Raw genomic sequence first — 18,670 nt, 5'->3', positions numbered from 1 at the left:
TGCATGTCCTTTTATCAGCGGGCAGGGGCGAGGCCACGTTCCAGCCAGGTTCGGCTGATCACCAGCACCAGGCCGTCCAGTATCAATGCCAGCAAGGCGGTACAGGCTGCACCTAGTGCCAGCTGCGGCTGATTGTTCAAGGCAATGCCAGGGAAAATCAGGCTGCCCAGGCTGTTTGCGCCGATCAGGAACGACAAGGGTGCAGTCCCTACGTTGATGGCCAACGCCACGCGTACACCGCCTACGATAATGGGCACGGCATTGGGCAGCTCCACTTGCCACAGCACCTGGCGTGGGGTCATGCCGATACCGGTGGCAGCCTCTTTGAGCGAGCCAGGTACGTTCTTCAGGCCCTCATAGGTGTTGCGCACAATGGGCAAGAGGGAGGCGAGGAACAGCGCAAGAATGGCAGGCCCACTGCCAATACCCAGAATACCCAAGGCAATGGCCAGGACTGCCAAAGGCGGGACGGTGTTGCCGATGTTGAACACTTGCATAAGGCGTTCGGCGTGCCGGGCCATGGCGGGGCGGCTCAGCATTATTCCGGCGGGAATGCCAACCACCAGCGCCGCCAGCATGGACACCAACACAAGCATCAGGTGAGCTTGAAGGTAGAACACCAGGTCATCCTGGTAATGCAATACGGTATCGACGCCGATCCAGCGGATCAGCAGGGCCAGGACGGCGAGCACGGCGGCGCACCCTACCAGGCCCGTTCCATAGCGTGTGGCCATAGACGTCTCCTGTTTTATCAGTCTGCGCGCACGGTCAGAGCAAGGCCCTGAAGAAGGGCAGCGTTCAGGCGTGAGCGCGAAAAGCGGCTCGGTCGAAGCGACCTTGAAACAGGTGTTCGGCGAACCATGAGCACGACCTCGTCAGGTCGCAAAAGCCAGGTGATTCAGCCACGTAAGCGAGGCGTTAGCGTGGTAATGGACGGCTCCAGTGTTTTAAAGGTTCCCACATAAAAGGGACTATGGCCACCCGCCATGTGCCCGGCGGCTCGGCACGGCGTTCGAACTGAGCTATAATCTGTGCCCTTTTTTGATCAGCTCCCGGGGTGGTTTTCAACGACCCAGCAGGCTTTTGGCAGCGTCAGAAACCTGCTTGTGTGCTTGACGAAATAGTCACTTAAAGGTATATCTTGTGACGAAGTGGTTCATCGAATTCTGCGATGAGTTCGACGTGGATTTTGCCTCCATGGCAGAGGTCGTTCAGGATGAGCTGCTGGCTCAGCTCAAGGTACTTGAGCGCTTCGGGCCTGACCTGGGTAGGCCACACGTGGATACTTTAAAAGGGTCAAAGCATGCCAACATGAAGGAGCTACGTTTCAAGGCAGATAATGGCGTATGGCGCATAGCGTTTGCATTCGATCCCGATCGCAAAGCGGTTGTCCTGATAGGGGGCGATAAGTCGGGCAGTAGTGAAAAAAGGTTTTATAAGGTCTTGATCAAAACCGCTGATGTACGGTTTGACCGGCACCTTGCGTCTTCGAAACAGGAGGTCAGTAATGGCTAAGTCGCTTGACCAAGTGATGGGCACGCTTTCGGCCACACGGCGCCAGAAGGTTGCGCAGCGGGCTGATGCGCTTATTCAGGAGCAGCTTACGTTGCAAGCGCTGCGTAAGGAGCTGAACCTGACGCAAGAGACCATGGCAGGCCTTCTGGACATGAAGCAGGCAAATGTCTCAAAAGTCGAAAAGCGCACGGACATGCTGATCTCTACGCTGCGTAATTATGTGGAAGCGCTTGGCGGAACCTTGGAGCTGGTAGCACATTTACCCGGCCGCAGCCCGGTAAAGCTGGAAGGCTTTCGTGATTTGAACACGGACTGCAATAGCTGATCTGGTGTTGCGCCTACCTCCCGCATGCCGTGTGCAGGCTGCGCTGTATTACAATGCATGTCTTCTGGATTGGCAGCATGAAGCCGGTCAAAGGTATTTTTAGCTGTGCGTACTCATATGCGCGCAATCGAGATTTTAAGCGATGTCTGATAGCAAGATTGTCAACGAAGTCAATGCACGCCGCACCTTCGCAATTATTTCCCACCCCGACGCCGGTAAAACCACCATCACTGAAAAGCTGTTGCTGATGGGCAAGGCGATTGCGGTGGCCGGTACGGTGAAGTCGCGTAAATCCGACCGCCATGCAACATCCGACTGGATGGAAATGGAAAAGCAACGGGGTATTTCCATCACCACGTCCGTGATGCAGTTCCCTTACCGCGAGCACATGATCAACCTGCTCGACACCCCCGGCCACGAAGACTTCTCTGAAGACACCTACCGTACCCTTACGGCGGTGGACTCGGCCCTGATGGTGCTGGACGGCGGTAAAGGCGTTGAACCACGCACCATTGCCCTGATGGACGTGTGCCGTCTGCGGGACACGCCTATTGTCAGCTTCATCAACAAGCTGGACCGTGACATCCGCGACCCCATCGAGCTGCTGGACGAGATCGAGGCCGTGCTGAAAATCAAGGCCGCGCCTATCACCTGGCCCATCGGTTGCTATCGGGATTTCAAGGGCGTGTACCACCTGGAAGGCGACTACATCATCGTCTACACCCCAGGCCATGGCCATGAGCGCACAGAGGTGAAGATCATCCAGCAGCTGGATTCGGACGAAGCCCGTGCCCACCTGGGTGACGAGTACGACCGTTTCGTGGATCAGCTGGAACTGGTGCAGGGCGCCTGCCACCCGTTCGACCAGGACGAGTTCATGAACGGCCAGCTCACACCGGTGTTCTTCGGTACAGCCCTTGGCAACTTCGGTGTGGACCACGTTTTGGATGCGGTGGTCGATTGGGCCCCGTGCCCATTGGCGCGTGTGGCGCATGAGCGCACTGTGGAGCCTGTGGAAGAAAAATTCACCGGTTTCGTGTTCAAGATCCAGGCGAACATGGACCCCAAGCACCGCGACCGTATTGCCTTCATGCGCATCTGCTCGGGCCGTTACGACCAAGGCATGAAAATGCGCCACGTGCGTACCGGCAAAGACATGCGGGTAGGCGACGCGCTGACCTTCTTCTCCTCCGAGCGCGAGCAACTGGTGGAAGCCTTTGCAGGCGATATCATTGGGCTGCACAACCACGGCACCATTCAGATCGGCGACACCTTTAGCGAAGGTGAGAGCCTGGGCTTCACAGGTATCCCGCACTTCGCACCAGAGCTGTTCCGGCGCGTTCGCCTTAAAGACCCGCTCAAGTCCAAGCAACTGCGCCAGGGTTTGCAGCAGTTGGCAGAGGAGGGCGCTACCCAGGTGTTCTTCCCACAGCGCAGCAACGACATCATTCTCGGTGCGGTGGGTGTGCTGCAGTTCGACGTGGTCGCCAGCCGGCTCAAGGAGGAATACAAAGTGGAATGTGCCTACGAGCCCATCACCGTGTGGTCGGCCCGCTGGATTGCCTGCGATGACAAAAAGAAGCTGGAAGACTTCGAAGTCAAGGCTATGGAGAACCTGGCCATCGATGGCGGCGGCCACCTGACCTACCTGGCGCCTACGCGGGTGAACCTGTCGGTGATGGAAGAGCGTTGGCCTGATGTGAAATTCCGCGCCACACGCGAGCATCATTGACCTGTGGCGCATTAGGCCTATGCTGGGGCGCTTCTTCTTTTTGAAAAGGCCCCCAGCATGATCAAGGTTTCCGTGCTTTACCCTTACGCTGCCAACGCCACCTTCGATTACGACTACTACCTTAATAAGCACATGACGCTGGTAAGCGATCGGCTGGGCGCAAGCCTGCTGTCTTACAGCGTGGACAAAGGTGTAGCGGGTGGAGAGCCTGATAGCACCCCTCCCTACATCACCCATTGCACGTTGTACTTCGATTCGCTGGAAGCACTGAGTGCGGGCATGGGTTCCCATGGGCAGGAACTGAGTGCCGATGTCCCCAATTTCACCAACCTCACCCCCATTACTCAGGTAAGTGAAGTGTTGGTAGATACGCGTTCCGCTTGAAAGCGCGGTGGCCCACTACGGGTACTTTGTAGCTACCTAAACGTTGCCAGATGTTGCATAACGCCAGAGTGCCGACAAAGCGATCTGGCATTTTGCATGAGGCCTTTTAATAGCATTCCAGCCTATATCTATGTTTTTAAACAGGTTTCCTAATTTTGGAGGCTGGCACGCACAGTGCAATAGATTAAGGCGACGGACTTATTGCTAACTAAAAAAGGCCTCACCAAATGATCACCACTGCCGACTACACATCCGCCGTCTCTGACGGACCAAACCGCTCTGGCGTCTCCTGGGGTGCCATCTTCGCCGGTGCTGCTGGTGCTGCAGCGCTTACCTTGATTCTCGTTGTTGCAGGCGCAGGCCTGGGCTTCTCCGCGACCTCACCGTGGGCAGACCAGGGCGCAAGCGCCAAGGCGATCGGTATTTCCAGCATCCTGTGGCTGCTGGTGACGGCCATTCTGGCCTCTGGCCTGGGTGGTTACATCGCGGGTCGCCTGCGGGTTAAGTGGGCCAATCTGCATGGGGATGAGGTCTACTTCCGTGATACCGCCCATGGTTTCCTGTCGTGGGCTGTTGCCACGCTGGTGAGCACCGCTTTGATCGTGGGTACCGCTGGCAATATCGCGGGTGCAGGCGCTCAAGCCGGTGCAAGCGTTGCGTCGGGCGCAGCGAGCATGGTGGGTAGTGCAGCCGGCGGTGCCGCTGCAAACGCCAATGGCGGTAACCCCATGGATTATTTCACCGATACCCTGTTCCGCAGCAACGGCCCAGCGTCGGTGAGCAATGATGCAGTGAATGGCGTGGCCAACCGCATCTTGTCCAAGGCTATGGCCGGCGACGGCAGCCTGAACGCTGATGACCGTACCTACCTTGCTCAACTGGTCGCACAGCGTACCAACCTGAGCCAGGCAGAAGCCGAAGCCCGTGTAGACCAAGTGTATGCGCAAGCCCGCAAGGCTGTTGATGACGCCAAGCTGGCTGCTAGACAAGCTGCCGATGCTGCTGCCAAAGCCGCTGCCTGGGCTGCCCTGTGGACCTTCGTGACCCTGCTGTGCGGTGCATTCGCGGCAAGCCTGGCTGCACTGGCCGGTGGCCGTCAGCGCGATAACGCTCGCTGGATCGAAGAGCGTCACGCTACCCAGACCACTACTGTGCCTGTTCGTTGATTCGAGCGGTTACTGAACCCAAACTAGGAGAAACATTATGCGCTCCATTCTGCTGTGGTTCCTTGGCATCCCAATCCCGATCATTATCCTGATCGCGCTGTTTGTGCACTGAGTCGCGAAGCTTAAAAAACGCCGTAGCCCTGAGGTTACGGCGTTTTTTTATTTAGGGTTCAAGCGTATTCGCAAGCTGATGCCTGGTAAGCGGATGTCGAACACACCTACCGAACTCCAGTATTTAGGTCGATAGTGTCCGGGTATTTTTAAGCGGACGCGATCACCCTTATTGCCAGGATTTCCGTGCGCCAACGCAGCGCTTAACCCAAACCGTTCAAAGCCCAGGTCGTCCAGGAATGCCTGCAACCTGAAGCGATGATTTCCAGCGTAGCCATCCATCACTGCATCAATGCCAACGTGATCCGCAAGTGGCTACTGATTTACCGGCATCAAACTCTTGCAACCTTGCCGGCTTTCGTTCCAGTAAAAGCGGTACCAAGACAAGCAACGGAAAAGATGGTGATTATCTGTAAACGCCCAGGTAACAGACCTTACTCAGGTTTTTGCTGTTATTGCCTCAAGGCTGAGTATTACTAGCGTTATGCTTGTTGAGATCGAACTTTTTCCACATAAAAAACCAGTTGTATGCGCCTATACAGCGCTCGGAAGAGACGCTCGAGCATGCTCTAATTCTTTCGCATCATGGCTGCAAAATATGCTTATACGCTTGTCAGTCAGTGACAGCGTACGCAAGCGGTTCTGGTTCTCTATGCGCTGCGCGTGATCGTAATCCATCATCCGCTGGTAAAAGCGTAGCCCTGGGGTGCAGTGGCGTTGTGTAGCACCAATTTCTCCTCGATAAAAATAAGCATCGCCGGCGTGTAAGAGCCAATTCTCAGAGGTACGTACTGCCACACCTGCATGGCCGGGCGTATGACCAGCCAGTGGAACCAAGAGGATATCGGTATTGCTTGTCCCTGCCATTGCACGAACAGCGTCAAAGCCATTCCAGTGTTCACCTTGCGGGGCGTAGAACGCCCAGTTCTTCACATTGCCCCATTGCTGTGCCCTGAAACGTCGGACGTCACGCCAGCCTGCAGCCGTTTGAGCGGCGTCCATTTCCTTTTGCAGTACATGTACCGTGGCGCCAGGAAAGTCATCAAGGCCGCCAGCATGATCAAAATCGAGATGGGTAAGCACGATATGCCGCACATCTTCAGGCGCAAAGCCTAGCTGCCGTACCTGTTCCAGCGCGGTATAACGCCGTTCCAGCTGAATGTTGTTGAAATAGCGGAAAAACGTACTGAGGCGCCGTCCGGGATGGGCCACATCGCCTGTGCCAAAGCCGGTGTCGACAAGCACGAGCCCATCAGTGTCGGTTTCAATCAACAAACAGTGGCAAACAAGGCAGGCGGTAAGCCCGCGGCTGAAGCCATCGAACAATGCGCCCCCCAAGGGGCACATGCAGCCGCAGTTCAAGTGATGGACGCGCATGGCAGTCTCCGTTCTGGAACGATATACGGACGACTGCCACGGACGTACAGCTGATCCCTTGCGGCGATCAGCGGAGCGGGTTACTTCAAAAATTGCTCGGCATAGTGGCAAGCCACCTGGCGAGTGCCGACCGGGCGGAAGGCTGGCACATCCGTCACGCATTTCTCCGTGGCATACGGGCAACGCTTGTGGAAAGCGCAGCCGGATGGCGGATTGAGCGGGTTCGGCAGCTCGCCTGCGATCTTGATGCGAGGCTTGTCCGAGTTGGGCTTGATAGTAGGTGTCGCCGACAGCAAGGCCTGGGTGTAGGGGTGCAGCGGGTTATGGTACAGGTCCTCCTTGGGGCCCATTTCTGCTGGCCGGCCCAGGTACATCACCAGCACGTCATCGGCCACATGGCGCACGACCGCCAGGTTGTGGGAAATGAACACGTAGGCGGTCTGGTACTGCTGCTGCAGGTCCATGAACAGGTTGAGCACCTGGGCCTGGATAGACACGTCCAACGCTGAGGTAGGTTCGTCTGCCACCAATACCTTGGGCTGGAGCATCATCGCCCGCGCCAAGGCGATCCGCTGGCGCTGACCACCGGAGAACATGTGGGGGTAGCGCTGGTAATGCTCCGGGCGAAGCCCCACCTGCTGCATCATCGCCTGCACTTTTTCACGGCGCTCGGCCTTGGACAAGCTGGTGTTGATCAGCAGCGGCTCACCCAACTGGTCACCGATTTTCTGGCGAGGGTTCAAGGAGGCATAAGGGCTCTGGAACACCATCTGCACGTCACGGCGCAGTTGCTTGCGCTGCTCTTTGGTCGCGCCTGCCACTTCCTGGCCGGCAATTTTCAACGAGCCGGAGCTAGGCTCCTCGATCAGGGTGAGCTGGCGCGCCAAGGTGGACTTGCCGCAACCGGATTCACCCACCACCGCCAGGGTTTTCCCGGCTTCAAGTTCAAATGACACGCCGTTGAGGGCGCGCACGGTGGCATGGGGTTTGAACACCCCCTGGGAGACGTCATAGTGGCGAGTAAGCTCGCGAGCGGTAAGGACGACGCTCATTACGCCACCTCCTGGTTACGCGGATAGAAGCAACGGGCCAGGCTCTGAGCCTTGGGGTCCAGAGCAGGGCGTTGTACCCGGCAGTTCTCTTGAACGTAGGGGCAGCGGGGGGACAGCAGGCAACCCTGCGGGCGGTCGTAACGGCCTGGCACGATGCCAGGGAGTGTCGACAGCCGTTCGGCCCCTTCGCTGTGCTCCGGGATCGCCGCCAACAGCGCTTCGCTGTAGGGGTGAGCAGGCGCGTCGAACAACTGGGGTACATGCCCCACCTCTACAGCTTGCCCGGCGTACATTACACACACGCGCTGGGCGGTTTCAGCGACCACGGCCAAGTCATGGGTGATCAGGATCAGGCCCATGTCCTGGTCCTTCTGCAGCGCCAGTAGCAGCTCCATGATCTGCGCCTGAATAGTCACGTCCAGGGCGGTAGTAGGTTCGTCGGCAATCAGCAGCTTAGGTTCGGCTGCGATGGCCATGGCAATTGCCACGCGCTGGCTCATGCCGCCAGACAGTTGGTGCGGGTAGGCATCCAGGCGGCTGGCCGCAGCAGGAATCTCTACCTTTTGCAGCAGCTCCAGTGCCCGAGCACGGGCCGCCCGGCCCGAGAGGCCCAAGTGGGCGCGCAGCACTTCTTCAATCTGAAACCCTACGGTGTAGCTAGGGTTCAAGGCGGTCATCGGGTCCTGGAAAATCATGGCCAGGTCCTTGCCCACGACTTGGCGGCGCTGGCGCTTGCTCAACTTGAGCATGTCGTGGCCGTCGAAGCGCAGGGCGTCGGCGCTTACAATGCCAGGGGCTTCCACCAGGCCCATCAGGGCCATCATGGTGACGGATTTACCCGACCCGGACTCGCCCACGATGGCCAATACCTGCCCGCGGTCCACGGTCAGGTCCAGGCCGTCTACCACAGGCACTGCACTGGCGTCGCCGAAGCGTACGCTCAGGTTCTTGATTTCGAGCAATGACATGGAGGCTTCCTCAAATCGCGTTCTTGAGTTTCGGGTCCAGCGCATCGCGCAGGCCGTCGCCCATCAGGTTGATTGCCAGCACGCTGAGCAGAATGGTCAAGCCGGGAAGGCTCACCACCCACCAGGCGCGCTCGATGTAGTCCCGTGCCGAAGCGAGCATGGTGCCCCACTCAGGCGTAGGCGGTTGCACGCCCAGGCCCAGGAAGCCCAGCGCGGCGGCGTCGAGAATGGCTGAGGAGAAGCTTAAGGTGGCTTGTACGATCAAGGGCGCCAGGCAGTTGGGCAGCACGGTCACGAACATCAGGCGTGGCAGGCTGGCACCGGCCAGCTTGGCGGCGGTGACGTAGTCGCGGTTCAACTCGCCCATGACTGCAGCGCGGGTAAGGCGAACGTAGGAGGGCAGCGAGACCACGGCGATGGCAATCACCGTGTTGATCAGGCCGGCACCCAGGATAGCCACGATGGCCACAGCCAGCAGCAGCGAGGGAAGGGCCAGCATGATGTCCATCAGGCGCATGATCGAGGGCCCAAGGATGCGTGGGAAGAACCCAGCCACCAGGCCCATCAGGATGCCGGGAATCAGCGACATCACCACCGACGACAAGCCGATCAGCAGCGACAGGCGCGCACCGTGAATCAAGCGCGACAACAGGTCCCGGCCCAGTTCATCGGTGCCCAGCAGGTAACGTGCCTGGCCACCGTCGGCCCACGACGGTGGGGTGAGCAGTGCGTCACGGAACTGCTCGCTCGGGTCGAAAGGGGCGACCCAAGGGGCGAACAGGGCGCAGAACACCACCAGGATCATGAACATCAGGCCGGCGACGGCGCCTTTGTTACGGGCGAAGGCCTTCCAGAATTCCTTGAAGGGCGAGGGGTACAGCAGGCTTTGATCCGCTGCCACGGGTTGAACTTGAGTAGTCATGGTGAAGATCTCAGCGCTGGTGACGGATGCGTGGGTTGGCCAGGCCGTAGAGAATATCCACGACGAAGTTGACCAGAATGATCAGGCAGGCAATCAACAGAATGCCGTTCTGCACCACGGGGTAGTCACGGGCGCCAATGGCTTCGATCAGCCACTTGCCCACGCCCGGCCAGGAGAAGATGGTCTCGGTCAGTACCGCGCCCGCCAGCAATGTGCCCACTTGCAGCCCGAACACGGTCAGTACAGGGATCAAAGCATTGCGCAGGCCGTGTACGAACACCACACGGGCAGGCGATAGGCCCTTGGCCCGTGCGGTACGAATGTAATCCTCGCGCAGCACTTCCAGCATGGAGGAGCGCGTCATGCGCGCGATCACCGCCAAGGGAATCGTCCCCAGCACGATGGCGGGCAGAATGAGGTGCCGCAGGGCATCCATCCAGGCGCCTTCGTCATCGGTGAACAGGGTGTCGATCAGCATGAAGCCGGTTTTCGGCGGAATGTCATACAGCAGGTCGATCCGCCCGGACACAGGCGTCCAGCCCAGGCTGACCGAGAAGAACATGATGAGGATCAGGCCCCACCAGAAAATCGGCATCGAATACCCGGCGAGGGAAATGCCCATTACGCCATGGTCGAACAGTGAGCCTCGTCGCAGTGCGGCGATCACCCCGGCCAGCAAGCCCAGGATGCCGGCGAAGATCAGCGCAGCGATGGACAGCTCCAGGGTAGCGGGGAACAGGGAAGTGAATTCGGTCCACACGCTTTCACGCGTGCGCAAGGACTGCCCCAGGTCACCATGGGCCAGTTGGGCTATGTAGTTACCGTATTGCACGTACAGCGGCTTGTTCAGCCCCAGCCGTTCCATGGCCTCGGCGTGCATCTGGGGATCGACGCGGCGTTCTCCCATCATCACTTCCACCGGGTCTCCGGGGATAAGGCGTATCAACGCGAACGTCAGCAGGGTGATGCCGAAGAAGGTGGGGATCAGCAATCCCACTCGGCGGGCAATAAAGCTCAACATTTCAGGGTCATACCTCATCGGCCAGTACGGCCGAGGCGCCAGGAGGGTACCCCTGGCGCCTCGGAGCCCGCCGCTGGCCTGGATAGGGCCGCGGCAGGTCAGTTTTTTACTTCACCTGGGTAGTGGCAAAGTTGTTATTGGTCATCGGGCTGATATGGAAGCCTTCGACCGAGTTACGCAATGCCACGAACAGCTTTGGATACGCCAGGCTGATCCAGGGTTGGTCCTTGTGGAAAATCTCCTGGGCCTGCTCATACAGCGCAGCCCGTTTGGCCGGTTCCGTCTCGGCCCTTGCTTGGACAATCAGCTTGTCGAACGCCGCACTGCACCAGCGTGCCGCGTTTTCCCCACTCTTGGCTGCATCGCAGCTCAGGTTGGGCGTTACGAAGTTGTCCGGGTCGCCGTTGTCGCCAGCCCAGCCATAGAACACCAAGTCATGCTCGCCCATCTTGGCGCGCTTGACCATTTCGCCCCATTCCATGATGCGAATGTCGGCTTTCAGGCCTACCTTGGCCAGGTCCGCTTGCAGCAGCTGTGCCGACAGCGCCGGGTTGGGGTTGGTCACGCCGCCACCGTTGCGGGTGAACACCGTGAGCGTAGTGCCTTCGGGCACACCGGCTTCCTTGAGCAGCGCCCGTGCCTTGTCCAGGTCTGGCGCGGGGTTGGTGATTTTAGAGTTGAAACCTAGCAGCGTCGATGGGTAAGGGCCGGTACCAATGGTCGCATTGCCCTCGCCGAACAGCGTCTTCACCAGGTTGTTCTTGTCCAGTGCCAGTGAAATGGCTTCCCGCACCCGCACGTCGCTAAGGTATTTATGCGAGGTGTTCATGGCCAGGTAGCTCACCACCAAGGCTTCAAGCTCATCCACACGCACATTGGGGTCGGCCTTCAGGGCCTTGATGTCGTCTGGCTTGGGGTATACCGCTACTTGGCACTCATTGGCCTTGAGCTTCTGCAAACGCACGTTGCTGTCTACGGTAATGGCGAACACCAGCGGGTCGGCTGGCGGCTTGCCTTTGTAATAGCCCGGGTTGGCCTTATACCGGATTTGTGCGTCCTTGTTGTAGCGGGTAAGGATGAACGGTCCCGTACCAACCGGCTTGGTGTTCAGGTCGCCGGTCTTGCCCGCCTTGAGCAATTGGTCGGCGTATTCGGCCGAATAGATCGAGCTGAAGCCCATGGCCAGGTCCCGCAGGAAAGGCGCTTCAGGGTGGTTCAGTTCGAATGCCACAGTGGCATCGTCCACCTTGCTCACGTTCTTGAGCAGGTCCTTGAACCCCATGGCTTCGAAATAGGGGTAGCCCATAGGCGACTTTTCATGCCACGGGTGCTTGGGGTCCAGTTGGCGCTGGAAGCTCCACACCACATCGTCAGCCGTGAGTGTGCGCGTAGGCTTGAAGTAGTCTGTGGTCTGGAATTTCACGCCTTGGCGCAGGTGGAAGGTGTAGGTCTTGCCGTCTTCAGAGATGTCCCAGCGCTCGGCCAGCCCTGGCTCGATGTCGGTGCTGCCAGGTGTGAAGTCCACCAGGCGGTTGAACACCGTTTCCGAAGCCGCATCCGCTGTGGTAGCTGCGGTGTATTGAACGATGTCGAAGCCTTCAGGGCTGGCTTCAGTGCAGACCACCAGGGGTTTGGCAGAGGCCAGTGCCGTAAGGCCTAGCAATGCCGCGCCGATGGCCATGCGCAAAGGGGTGCGCTTCATGGGAAACCTCTCGCTATCAGATGCAACATAGCCCGCCAGGCCAGGGTGTACCTCGCCAGGCGGGCTTGCTGTGGTTTACAGGATGTTGAAGGGGACAGTGGTAACTAGGCGCAGTTCGTTAAGGCTGCCGTCAACCTGGTTTTCGCTTGCACGGTGAGTGGTGTAGGTGGCGCGTATGGTAGTGGCTTTCAGCGGCCCGCTCTGTACAGCGTATGACGTGCCTACACCATATTCATAATGATGCTCATCGGCCATGCTTTGAACCCCATCGTACCCACCACCTTTGTATTTGCGGCCGTCGATATCCCAGCCGCGAGCGGTGTAGATGTTGAACTTGAGGCCTGGCACGCCATACTCGGCCATGTTCAAGCCATAGGCGACCTGGAAGGACTTCTCGTTCGGACCGTTGAAGTCCGACAGCAGGGAGTTGGCCAGGAAGATGCCGTTGGTTTCGTGCAGGTAGTCGAAGTATTCGTTACCGTCCACTTCCTGGTAGGCCAAGGTAAGGCTATGGGCGCCATGGGTACCCGTGAAGCTCAAGCTGTAGGTGTTGTTGTCGATGTCACCCAGCTTGCTGGCGCCTTCGTCTTTGGTTTTGTAGTAGTTAAGGCTGGTGGTCAGCGCAAGCACATCGGCATCGCCCAGTTCATGGGTCAGGCCAAAGTAGTACTGGTTCCACAAGTCCTCGACTCGCGTGGCGTACAGGCTGGCTTCTACGCTCTTGAAGGGCTTGTAGACGGCGCCAAGCGTACTCACGTGGTCGGCCGTGACGGAGCGGTCGCCGTATTCACTGACGAACTTGGTAAGGCTCTGCTCGGTTCGTGGTGATACGCGGTCGAAGGTCCCGGCGTCGAAGGTCAGGTTTTCGAGCTCCGCGCTGTGCAGGCTCAGCCCTTCAAAGCTGGAAGGCAGGGCGCGGTTACCGATGGTCGCGACCATGGGGGTGTTGAGGGTCTGGCGGCCGGCGGTCAGTACGGTATTAGAGTAGCGGGCCTTGATGTTACCCAAGCCCAATTTGCTCCACTGGTCGACCGCATCACCATCGTGATCGGCCAAAGTACGGTTGCTGCCACCTGCAATGCGGGCACGCCCCTGTTCCAAGGCAATTTCGTTGTACAGCGCGCCTTCCACAGCAAAGCCAACGGTGCCTTGGGTAAAGCCGGAGGTGTAGTTGACGATGGTGCCTTGGGTCCAGGTGTCACGGCGAGTAGTGCGCTCGGTGGAACCATCACCCTTCTGGAAGTTGATACCCCCCCCGCGCTTGAACTGCTCCTTGGCGAAGAAGTTACGGGTAGTGCCAGACAACGACTGACCTTCCACAAAACCGGTGGCTTCGCTTTGGGCATTGGTGCTTTTCACAGTGATAGGCACAAATTCCTGGCTCGCCGGTTCAGCCATGGCCACGGTGCTGAGGCTGCCGATTGCAATGGCGAGCAATGTGCGCTGGGTAGTTTTCATAACAGTGGTAGCTCCTGACTTCTTTGTTTCCGGTGGCGGTGCCCCGGTCATTTCTTTTTGTGTTGCGTTAAGGGGTACTGCAGTGCTTAAACCTGGCAAGCCTTAGCGTTGTGCGGACGTTATGGCAGGCAGGGGTTCCCTTTCCCAAGGCGCCGTCAGCTGGCCCTGCCTGATAAGGGCAGGCAGGCCGGCGGCCCAAGGGTAAGGGGATCACGGAGGCGCTAAATACGCTGTATCCGAAGGTGTTGTACGAGCGTTCAGCCGGCTACGCCAAACTTCGGCGTAGCCATGGCTGACACTTAGTCTTTGATACCCACGCCATAGAAGGAGTTAAGGCCGAACGGGCTGATCTTGAAATCCTGCACGTTGGCGCGCATGGGTTGGTACACCGTGGAGTGCGCGATGGGAGTCAGCGGCAATTGCTGTTTCAGGAACTGCTGTGCCTGTTTGTACAGCTCGGTGCGCTTGCTTTGATCAACAGTCGCCTTGGCGCCCTTGATCAGCTTCTCGTAGTCCTGGTTACAGAACTTGCCGAAGTTGTTGCCATTGAGGGCGTCACAGCTGAACAGCGTGCCCAGCCAGTTGTCCGGGTCACCGTTGTCACCGCTCCAGCCAATGAGCATGGCATCGGTTTCACCGGCCTTGGCGCGCTTGATGTACTCGCCCCATTCGTAGCTGACGATCTTGGCCTTGATACCGATCTTGGCCCAGTCCTGTTGAAGCAACTCGGCCATCAACTTGGCATTGGGGTTGTAAGGGCGCTGTACCGGCATCGCCCACAGCTGGATTTCAGTGCCCTCGGCAACGCCCGCTTCCTTGAGCAGGGCTTTGGCCTTTTCTGGGTCGAAGCCTGCATCTTTGATGCTGGTGTCGTAGGACCACTGGGTCGGCGGCATGGCGTTTACAGCCAATTGCCCTGCGCCCTGGTAAACGGCTTCCAGAATGTGCTTCTTGTCGACTGCCATGTCCAGCGCCTGGCGAACCTTGAGGTTGTCCAGTGGCTTGTGGGTCACGTTGTAGGAGATATAGCCCAGGTTGAAGCCCGCCTGATGGGGCATCTGCAGGTTCTTGTCTTCTTCCAATGGCTTGATGTCTGCCGGGCGAGGGTAGGCGGTGACCTGGCACTCGTTCTTCTTCAGCTTCTGCATGCGCACCGAGGCATCGGTGGTAATGGCGAAGATCAGGTTGTCGATGCGAACGTCATCCGGCTTCCAATACTCCTTGTTGCCCTTGTAGCGGATCTGCGCATCTTTCTGATAGCGGCTGAACACAAACGGCCCGGTACCAATCGGCTGCTGGTTGATGTTTTCCGGTTTGCCTTCCTTGAGCAGCTTGTCGGCGTACTCGGCAGACTGGATGGATGCGAAGCTCATGGCCAGGTTCTGGATGAAGGCGGCATCCACGTCTTTCAAGGTAAAGCGAACGGTAGCGTCATCTAGCTTTTCAAGCTTGGTGATGTTCGCGTCCATACCCATGTCTGTGAAGTACGGGAATTCAGTAGGGTAGGCCTTGCGGAACGGCATGTCCTTGTCGAGCATGCGGTTGAAGGTGAACAGCACGTCGTCGGCGTTGAAATTGCGAGTGGGCTTGAAGTAGTCGGTGGTGTGGAACTTCACGCCTTGGCGCAGGTGGAAGGTGTAGGTCAGGTTGTCTGGAGAGACATCCCAGCTGGTTGCCAGCCCTGGTTCTACCTGGGTGCCGCCACGCTGGAACTGCGTGAGGCGGTTGAACATGGTTTCAGCCGAAGCGTCGAAATCCGTACCGGTCGTGTATTGGCCTGGATCGAAGCCTGCGGGGCTCCCTTCCGAACAGAACACCAGGTTCGAAGCGGCTTGGCTCAGCGGCGTAACGGCAAGCAGGCCTGCACCGACCAGGAACGGAATGACTGCGTGTTTGAGCATGGGGGCCTCATTGTTGTCTTTTTTTCGAAAAGAGGGAGGGCCTTATGGGCCGTCCTGCCGATACTTATGCAGGGGCCATACCTAATGCAATGCTTGGGGGTAAGAGTCTTCCGAAAATGCGGTACGGACGTACTGTAATGTCGCATAGATGTAAGTTTTAGGCGAAATGATGCGTCAGCTGATCAAATAATCCGCCGTTTCGCCGTTACCGAGTGCAGCCTTTCTACGCTTTGCACTGATATGGTGCAAAGCGTAGGGCGGGTTGAACCTTATTGCACCTGCAATTCAACCGTGCCGTCGGCACTGACTGTTACCTCGGTGGTACCTGCCTCTACATCAGGTGTCACCGCATCGCTGCGGGCTGCTTTCATCAGCATGGGCGCGCGCAAGTAAGGTTGGGATGCACCACTGCTGTTCAGCGTTAGGTTGACGACCTTGTAGCTCTGCGCACCCATGGCCTGGCGCGCAATATCTGCGCGTGCCTTGAAGGCTGCAATAGCGTCCTTGATCAGTGCGTCTTCACTTTGCTGGCGAGTGGCGGTGGCGATGCTGAAATCCATGCTGGCCAGCTTCAGGCTTTTTTGCAGCTCACCGGTCAGGCTGGCCAGTGCGGGGAAGTCCTGACTTTCCAGGCGCAGCTCTGCGCGCTCACGCCACGCCACGATCGCCTGACCCTTGTCGTCATACACTGGGCTGCTGTTGCGGCTGCCTTGGCGCACGGTTACGCCTTTGGCTTCCCGTGCCTTGGCCAACGCTTCGTTAAGGCTTTTGGTCACTGTTTCAGCCAGGCGGGTAGGGTCAGTGTCCTGGGCTTCGCTGAATAGAGTCACGCTCATCAGGTCGCGAGCAACTTCCTTGGTCGCTTCAGCGTGCAGGGAAACCTGGTTGTAGCGCGGCTCGTCTGCCAGGGCGGGCACTGACAGGGCAGCCAGGCAGAACGCCAAGGCAGAACGGCGGAGGGTAAGGGGCATGAGGTGTTCCTTCCTTGTGTGTATCGTTGTTCTAGGACTTGGCCAGGCACGTGCGGTTCCGATGCCGGTGCAATGCTGCTTGCGCTACACACACATACACACACGGCAGGAGGGCAGTGCGTGGGCAGGAGCATCGGTCACGAACCTTCGCTGCCGGTTTGAATCAACGCCGTTATACTGCAACCCTCCTTGCCAACGCATTTTTGCCGGATATGCCATGCCCGTTGTAGCTCCGCCCTTGTCCGCTACTCGCCAGAACCTCTGGCGCCTGACATTCGTGCGCATTCTGGTGCTGGGCGCCCAGGCCGGCTCGGTCGGCTTTGCCTACCTCACCCACCTGCTGCCATTGCCGTGGGGGCCGCTAAGCGCCACCCTGTGCTGTTCGCTGGTGCTGTGTGCATTGACCGCACTGCGCCTTCGCAGTCGCCTGCCTGTCACGGAGCTGGAATACGCCCTGCAACTGGCATGCGACCTCTTGATTCACAGCGTGCTGCTGTATTACGCCGGGGGTAGCACCAACCCGTTCGTGTCCTACTACCTGGTGCCACTGACCATTGCCGCCGTCACACTACCGTGGTTGTACTCGCTGTTGCTCTCCGGCTTGGCCCTGGCCAGTTACACCGTGCTGCTGGTGCGGTTCGTTCCGCTGGAAACCTACCTCGCTGCCCGGGAGAACATGCAAATCTATGGCATGTGGCTCAGTTTTGCCCTGGCGGCAGCGGTGATCACGTTTTTCGCGGCGCGCATGGCCGAAGAGCTGCGCCGCCAGCAGGAATGGCGCGCTCAGCGCCGCGAGGAGGGCTTGCGGGATCAGCAACTGCTGGCGGTCGCTACGCAGGCTGCCGGTGCAGCCCATGAGCTGGGTACACCCTTGGCAACCATGAGCGTGCTGCTCAAGGAAATGCGCCAGGACCACAACGACCCAGCTTTGCAGGACGATCTTCAGGTACTTCAGGACCAGGTGCAGCTGTGCAAGCAGACCTTGCAGCAACTGGTGCGTGCTGCCGAAGCCAATCGGCGGCAGGACGTGGTCGAACTGGAGGTTACAGCGTGGCTGGATGAGGCCTTGGACCGTTGGCACCTGATGCGCCCGGAAGCCACGTATCGGCTGCAGCGCCTGGGGCAGGGCAGCATCCCGCGGGTGTCGCCCCCCGCCGACCTAACTCAGGCGTTGCTCAACCTGCTCAACAACGCTGCAGATGCTTGCCCGAACGGGCTTGAAGTGCGCCTGGAGTGGGACGATGAAAACATCTTCATTCGAATTCGCGACCACGGGCCGGGCGTACCTCTGGCCATAGCTGAACAAATCGGTAAACCTTTCTTCACCACCAAGGGCAAAGGCTTCGGCCTTGGCCTGTTCTTGAGCAAGGCCAGCGTCACACGCGCCGGTGGCTCGGTAAGGCTCTACAGTCACGAAGACGGGGGCACGCTTACCGAGCTGCGCCTGCCGCGCGACGCACGAGGAGATACACATGACTGATCAACCCCAGGCTGCAGAGGGCGAGGAACTGCCTCATCTGCTGTTGGTAGACGACGACGCTACCTTTACGCGCGTGATGGCACGCGCCATGGGCCGCCGTGGCTTCAGGGTAAGCACTGCAGGCTCGGCCGAAGAAGGGCTGACGCTGGCCCAGCAGGACCTTCCGGATTACGCCGTGCTGGACCTGAAAATGGAAGGCGATTCCGGGCTGGTGCTATTGCCCCAGTTGCTGGAGCTGGATGCAGAAATGCGTGTGGTAATCCTCACGGGGTATTCCAGCATTGCGACCGCCGTCGAAGCCATTAAGCGCGGTGCCTGCAACTACCTGTGCAAACCCGCCGATGCAGATGATGTGCTGGCTGCGCTGCTGACCGAACATGCGGACCTTGACACCTTGGTGCCAGAAAATCCGATGTCCGTAGACCGCTTGCAGTGGGAGCACATTCAGCGTGTGCTGGCTGAACACGAAGGCAACATTTCGGCCACGGCACGGGCGCTGGGCATGCACCGGCGTACGCTGCAGAGAAAGCTGCAGAAGCGACCTGTCAGGCGCTGAACCCCCAGACTTTTTTATGCCTTGCCCGC

General features: G+C 58.8%; 17 protein-coding genes. 7 read left to right on the top strand and 10 right to left on the bottom strand.

Annotated features, from left to right (window positions below):
- Positions 1–14: 14 nt before the first annotated feature.
- The gene (locus tag HBH25_RS11175) at positions 15–734 is read right to left on the bottom strand and encodes an ABC transporter permease (RefSeq protein ID WP_168083993.1); all 720 of its coding nucleotides are present in this window, start codon (positions 732–734) and stop codon (positions 15–17) included.
- Between the two features lie 409 nt (positions 735–1,143).
- On the opposite strand from HBH25_RS11175, the gene HBH25_RS11170 reads away from it, so the two are divergent.
- The 5 genes from HBH25_RS11170 (at position 1,144) to HBH25_RS11150 (ending at position 5,122) form a co-directional block, all read left to right on the top strand.
- On the top strand, positions 1,144–1,515 hold the full coding sequence (locus HBH25_RS11170; RefSeq protein ID WP_324616888.1) for a type II toxin-antitoxin system RelE/ParE family toxin: 372 nt from the start codon (positions 1,144–1,146) through the stop codon (positions 1,513–1,515).
- On the top strand, positions 1,508–1,840 hold the full coding sequence (locus tag HBH25_RS11165) for a helix-turn-helix domain-containing protein (RefSeq protein ID WP_168083992.1): 333 nt from the start codon (positions 1,508–1,510) through the stop codon (positions 1,838–1,840). The genes HBH25_RS11170 and HBH25_RS11165 overlap by 8 nt, the downstream gene beginning before the upstream one ends.
- Positions 1,841–1,982: 142 nt before the next feature.
- Complete coding sequence (locus HBH25_RS11160; RefSeq protein ID WP_168083991.1) at positions 1,983–3,572, top strand: peptide chain release factor 3; 1,590 nt, start codon at positions 1,983–1,985, stop codon at positions 3,570–3,572.
- A gap of 57 nt (positions 3,573–3,629) precedes the next feature.
- Positions 3,630–3,956, top strand: a complete 327-nt coding sequence (locus HBH25_RS11155) for an EthD family reductase (protein WP_168083990.1) — start codon at positions 3,630–3,632, stop codon at positions 3,954–3,956.
- Between the two features lie 227 nt (positions 3,957–4,183).
- On the top strand, positions 4,184–5,122 hold the full coding sequence (locus HBH25_RS11150; protein WP_168083989.1) for a hypothetical protein: 939 nt from the start codon (positions 4,184–4,186) through the stop codon (positions 5,120–5,122).
- A 645-nt stretch (positions 5,123–5,767) separates the two neighbouring features.
- Here the strand turns inward: HBH25_RS11150 and HBH25_RS11145 are convergent.
- From HBH25_RS11145 to HBH25_RS11105, 9 genes are all read right to left on the bottom strand, one after another.
- Positions 5,768–6,610, bottom strand: coding sequence for an MBL fold metallo-hydrolase (locus HBH25_RS11145; RefSeq protein ID WP_168083988.1), 843 nt, complete (start codon positions 6,608–6,610; stop codon positions 5,768–5,770).
- A gap of 80 nt (positions 6,611–6,690) precedes the next feature.
- A complete protein-coding gene (locus HBH25_RS11140) occupies positions 6,691–7,662 on the bottom strand; it encodes a peptide ABC transporter ATP-binding protein (RefSeq protein WP_168083987.1) in 972 nt (323 codons plus the stop codon).
- Positions 7,662–8,630: an ABC transporter ATP-binding protein gene (locus HBH25_RS11135; RefSeq protein ID WP_168083986.1), complete on the bottom strand. Its 969-nt coding sequence runs from the start codon at positions 8,628–8,630 to the stop codon at positions 7,662–7,664. Before HBH25_RS11135 ends, HBH25_RS11140 begins: the two co-directional genes overlap by 1 nt.
- A 10-nt stretch (positions 8,631–8,640) precedes the next feature.
- Positions 8,641–9,552, bottom strand: a complete 912-nt coding sequence (locus tag HBH25_RS11130; RefSeq protein ID WP_168083985.1) for an ABC transporter permease subunit — start codon at positions 9,550–9,552, stop codon at positions 8,641–8,643.
- Between the two features lie 10 nt (positions 9,553–9,562).
- Positions 9,563–10,573 (bottom strand): ABC transporter permease subunit, encoded by a 1,011-nt coding sequence (locus tag HBH25_RS11125; protein WP_168083984.1) that lies wholly within the window; start codon positions 10,571–10,573, stop codon positions 9,563–9,565.
- A 106-nt stretch (positions 10,574–10,679) separates the two neighbouring features.
- The gene (locus tag HBH25_RS11120) at positions 10,680–12,275 is read right to left on the bottom strand and encodes an ABC transporter substrate-binding protein (RefSeq protein WP_168083983.1); all 1,596 of its coding nucleotides are present in this window, start codon (positions 12,273–12,275) and stop codon (positions 10,680–10,682) included.
- Between the two features lie 75 nt (positions 12,276–12,350).
- Entirely contained in the window at positions 12,351–13,733 is a 1,383-nt protein-coding gene (locus HBH25_RS11115) for an OprD family porin (RefSeq protein ID WP_168083982.1), read from the bottom strand.
- Positions 13,734–14,032: 299 nt separating this feature from the next.
- On the bottom strand, positions 14,033–15,634 hold the full coding sequence (locus HBH25_RS11110) for an ABC transporter substrate-binding protein (protein ID WP_168083981.1): 1,602 nt from the start codon (positions 15,632–15,634) through the stop codon (positions 14,033–14,035).
- Positions 15,635–15,903: 269 nt separating this feature from the next.
- Positions 15,904–16,605, bottom strand: coding sequence for an SIMPL domain-containing protein (locus tag HBH25_RS11105; RefSeq protein ID WP_168083980.1), 702 nt, complete (start codon positions 16,603–16,605; stop codon positions 15,904–15,906).
- Between the two features lie 217 nt (positions 16,606–16,822).
- Here HBH25_RS11105 and HBH25_RS11100 point away from each other — a divergent pair, with 217 nt between their 5' ends.
- A complete protein-coding gene (locus HBH25_RS11100) occupies positions 16,823–18,085 on the top strand; it encodes an ATP-binding protein (RefSeq protein ID WP_168083979.1) in 1,263 nt (420 codons plus the stop codon).
- Positions 18,078–18,641: a response regulator transcription factor gene (locus tag HBH25_RS11095; RefSeq protein ID WP_168083978.1), complete on the top strand. Its 564-nt coding sequence runs from the start codon at positions 18,078–18,080 to the stop codon at positions 18,639–18,641. Before HBH25_RS11100 ends, HBH25_RS11095 begins: the two co-directional genes overlap by 8 nt.
- The last annotated feature ends 29 nt before the right edge of the window (positions 18,642–18,670 follow it).

Origin of the sequence: Pseudomonas quercus (assembly GCF_012033695.1) — a bacterium.
Classification (GTDB): Bacteria; Pseudomonadota; Gammaproteobacteria; order Pseudomonadales; family Pseudomonadaceae; genus Aquipseudomonas; species Aquipseudomonas quercus.
The sequence above is the reverse complement of the archived record's forward strand: the minus strand, read 5'-3'. Positions and strand labels throughout refer to the sequence as shown.

Excerpts from the sequence above, each read along its gene's own strand:
- HBH25_RS11175 (WP_168083993.1), bottom strand. The coding sequence starts at position 734 with ATGGCCACACGCTATGGAACGGGCCTGGTAGGGTGCGCCGCCGTGCTC.
- HBH25_RS11165 (WP_168083992.1), top strand. The coding sequence starts at position 1,508 with ATGGCTAAGTCGCTTGACCAAGTGATGGGCACGCTTTCGGCCACACGG.
- HBH25_RS11160 (WP_168083991.1), top strand. The coding sequence starts at position 1,983 with ATGTCTGATAGCAAGATTGTCAACGAAGTCAATGCACGCCGCACCTTC.
- HBH25_RS11155 (WP_168083990.1), top strand. The coding sequence starts at position 3,630 with ATGATCAAGGTTTCCGTGCTTTACCCTTACGCTGCCAACGCCACCTTC.
- HBH25_RS11150 (WP_168083989.1), top strand. The coding sequence starts at position 4,184 with ATGATCACCACTGCCGACTACACATCCGCCGTCTCTGACGGACCAAAC.
- HBH25_RS11145 (WP_168083988.1), bottom strand. The coding sequence starts at position 6,610 with ATGCGCGTCCATCACTTGAACTGCGGCTGCATGTGCCCCTTGGGGGGC.
- HBH25_RS11140 (WP_168083987.1), bottom strand. The coding sequence starts at position 7,662 with ATGAGCGTCGTCCTTACCGCTCGCGAGCTTACTCGCCACTATGACGTC.
- HBH25_RS11135 (WP_168083986.1), bottom strand. The coding sequence starts at position 8,630 with ATGTCATTGCTCGAAATCAAGAACCTGAGCGTACGCTTCGGCGACGCC.
- HBH25_RS11130 (WP_168083985.1), bottom strand. The coding sequence starts at position 9,552 with ATGACTACTCAAGTTCAACCCGTGGCAGCGGATCAAAGCCTGCTGTAC.
- HBH25_RS11125 (WP_168083984.1), bottom strand. The coding sequence starts at position 10,573 with ATGTTGAGCTTTATTGCCCGCCGAGTGGGATTGCTGATCCCCACCTTC.
- HBH25_RS11120 (WP_168083983.1), bottom strand. The coding sequence starts at position 12,275 with ATGAAGCGCACCCCTTTGCGCATGGCCATCGGCGCGGCATTGCTAGGC.
- HBH25_RS11115 (WP_168083982.1), bottom strand. The coding sequence starts at position 13,733 with ATGAAAACTACCCAGCGCACATTGCTCGCCATTGCAATCGGCAGCCTC.
- HBH25_RS11110 (WP_168083981.1), bottom strand. The coding sequence starts at position 15,634 with ATGCTCAAACACGCAGTCATTCCGTTCCTGGTCGGTGCAGGCCTGCTT.
- HBH25_RS11105 (WP_168083980.1), bottom strand. The coding sequence starts at position 16,605 with ATGCCCCTTACCCTCCGCCGTTCTGCCTTGGCGTTCTGCCTGGCTGCC.
- HBH25_RS11100 (WP_168083979.1), top strand. The coding sequence starts at position 16,823 with ATGCCCGTTGTAGCTCCGCCCTTGTCCGCTACTCGCCAGAACCTCTGG.
- HBH25_RS11095 (WP_168083978.1), top strand. The coding sequence starts at position 18,078 with ATGACTGATCAACCCCAGGCTGCAGAGGGCGAGGAACTGCCTCATCTG.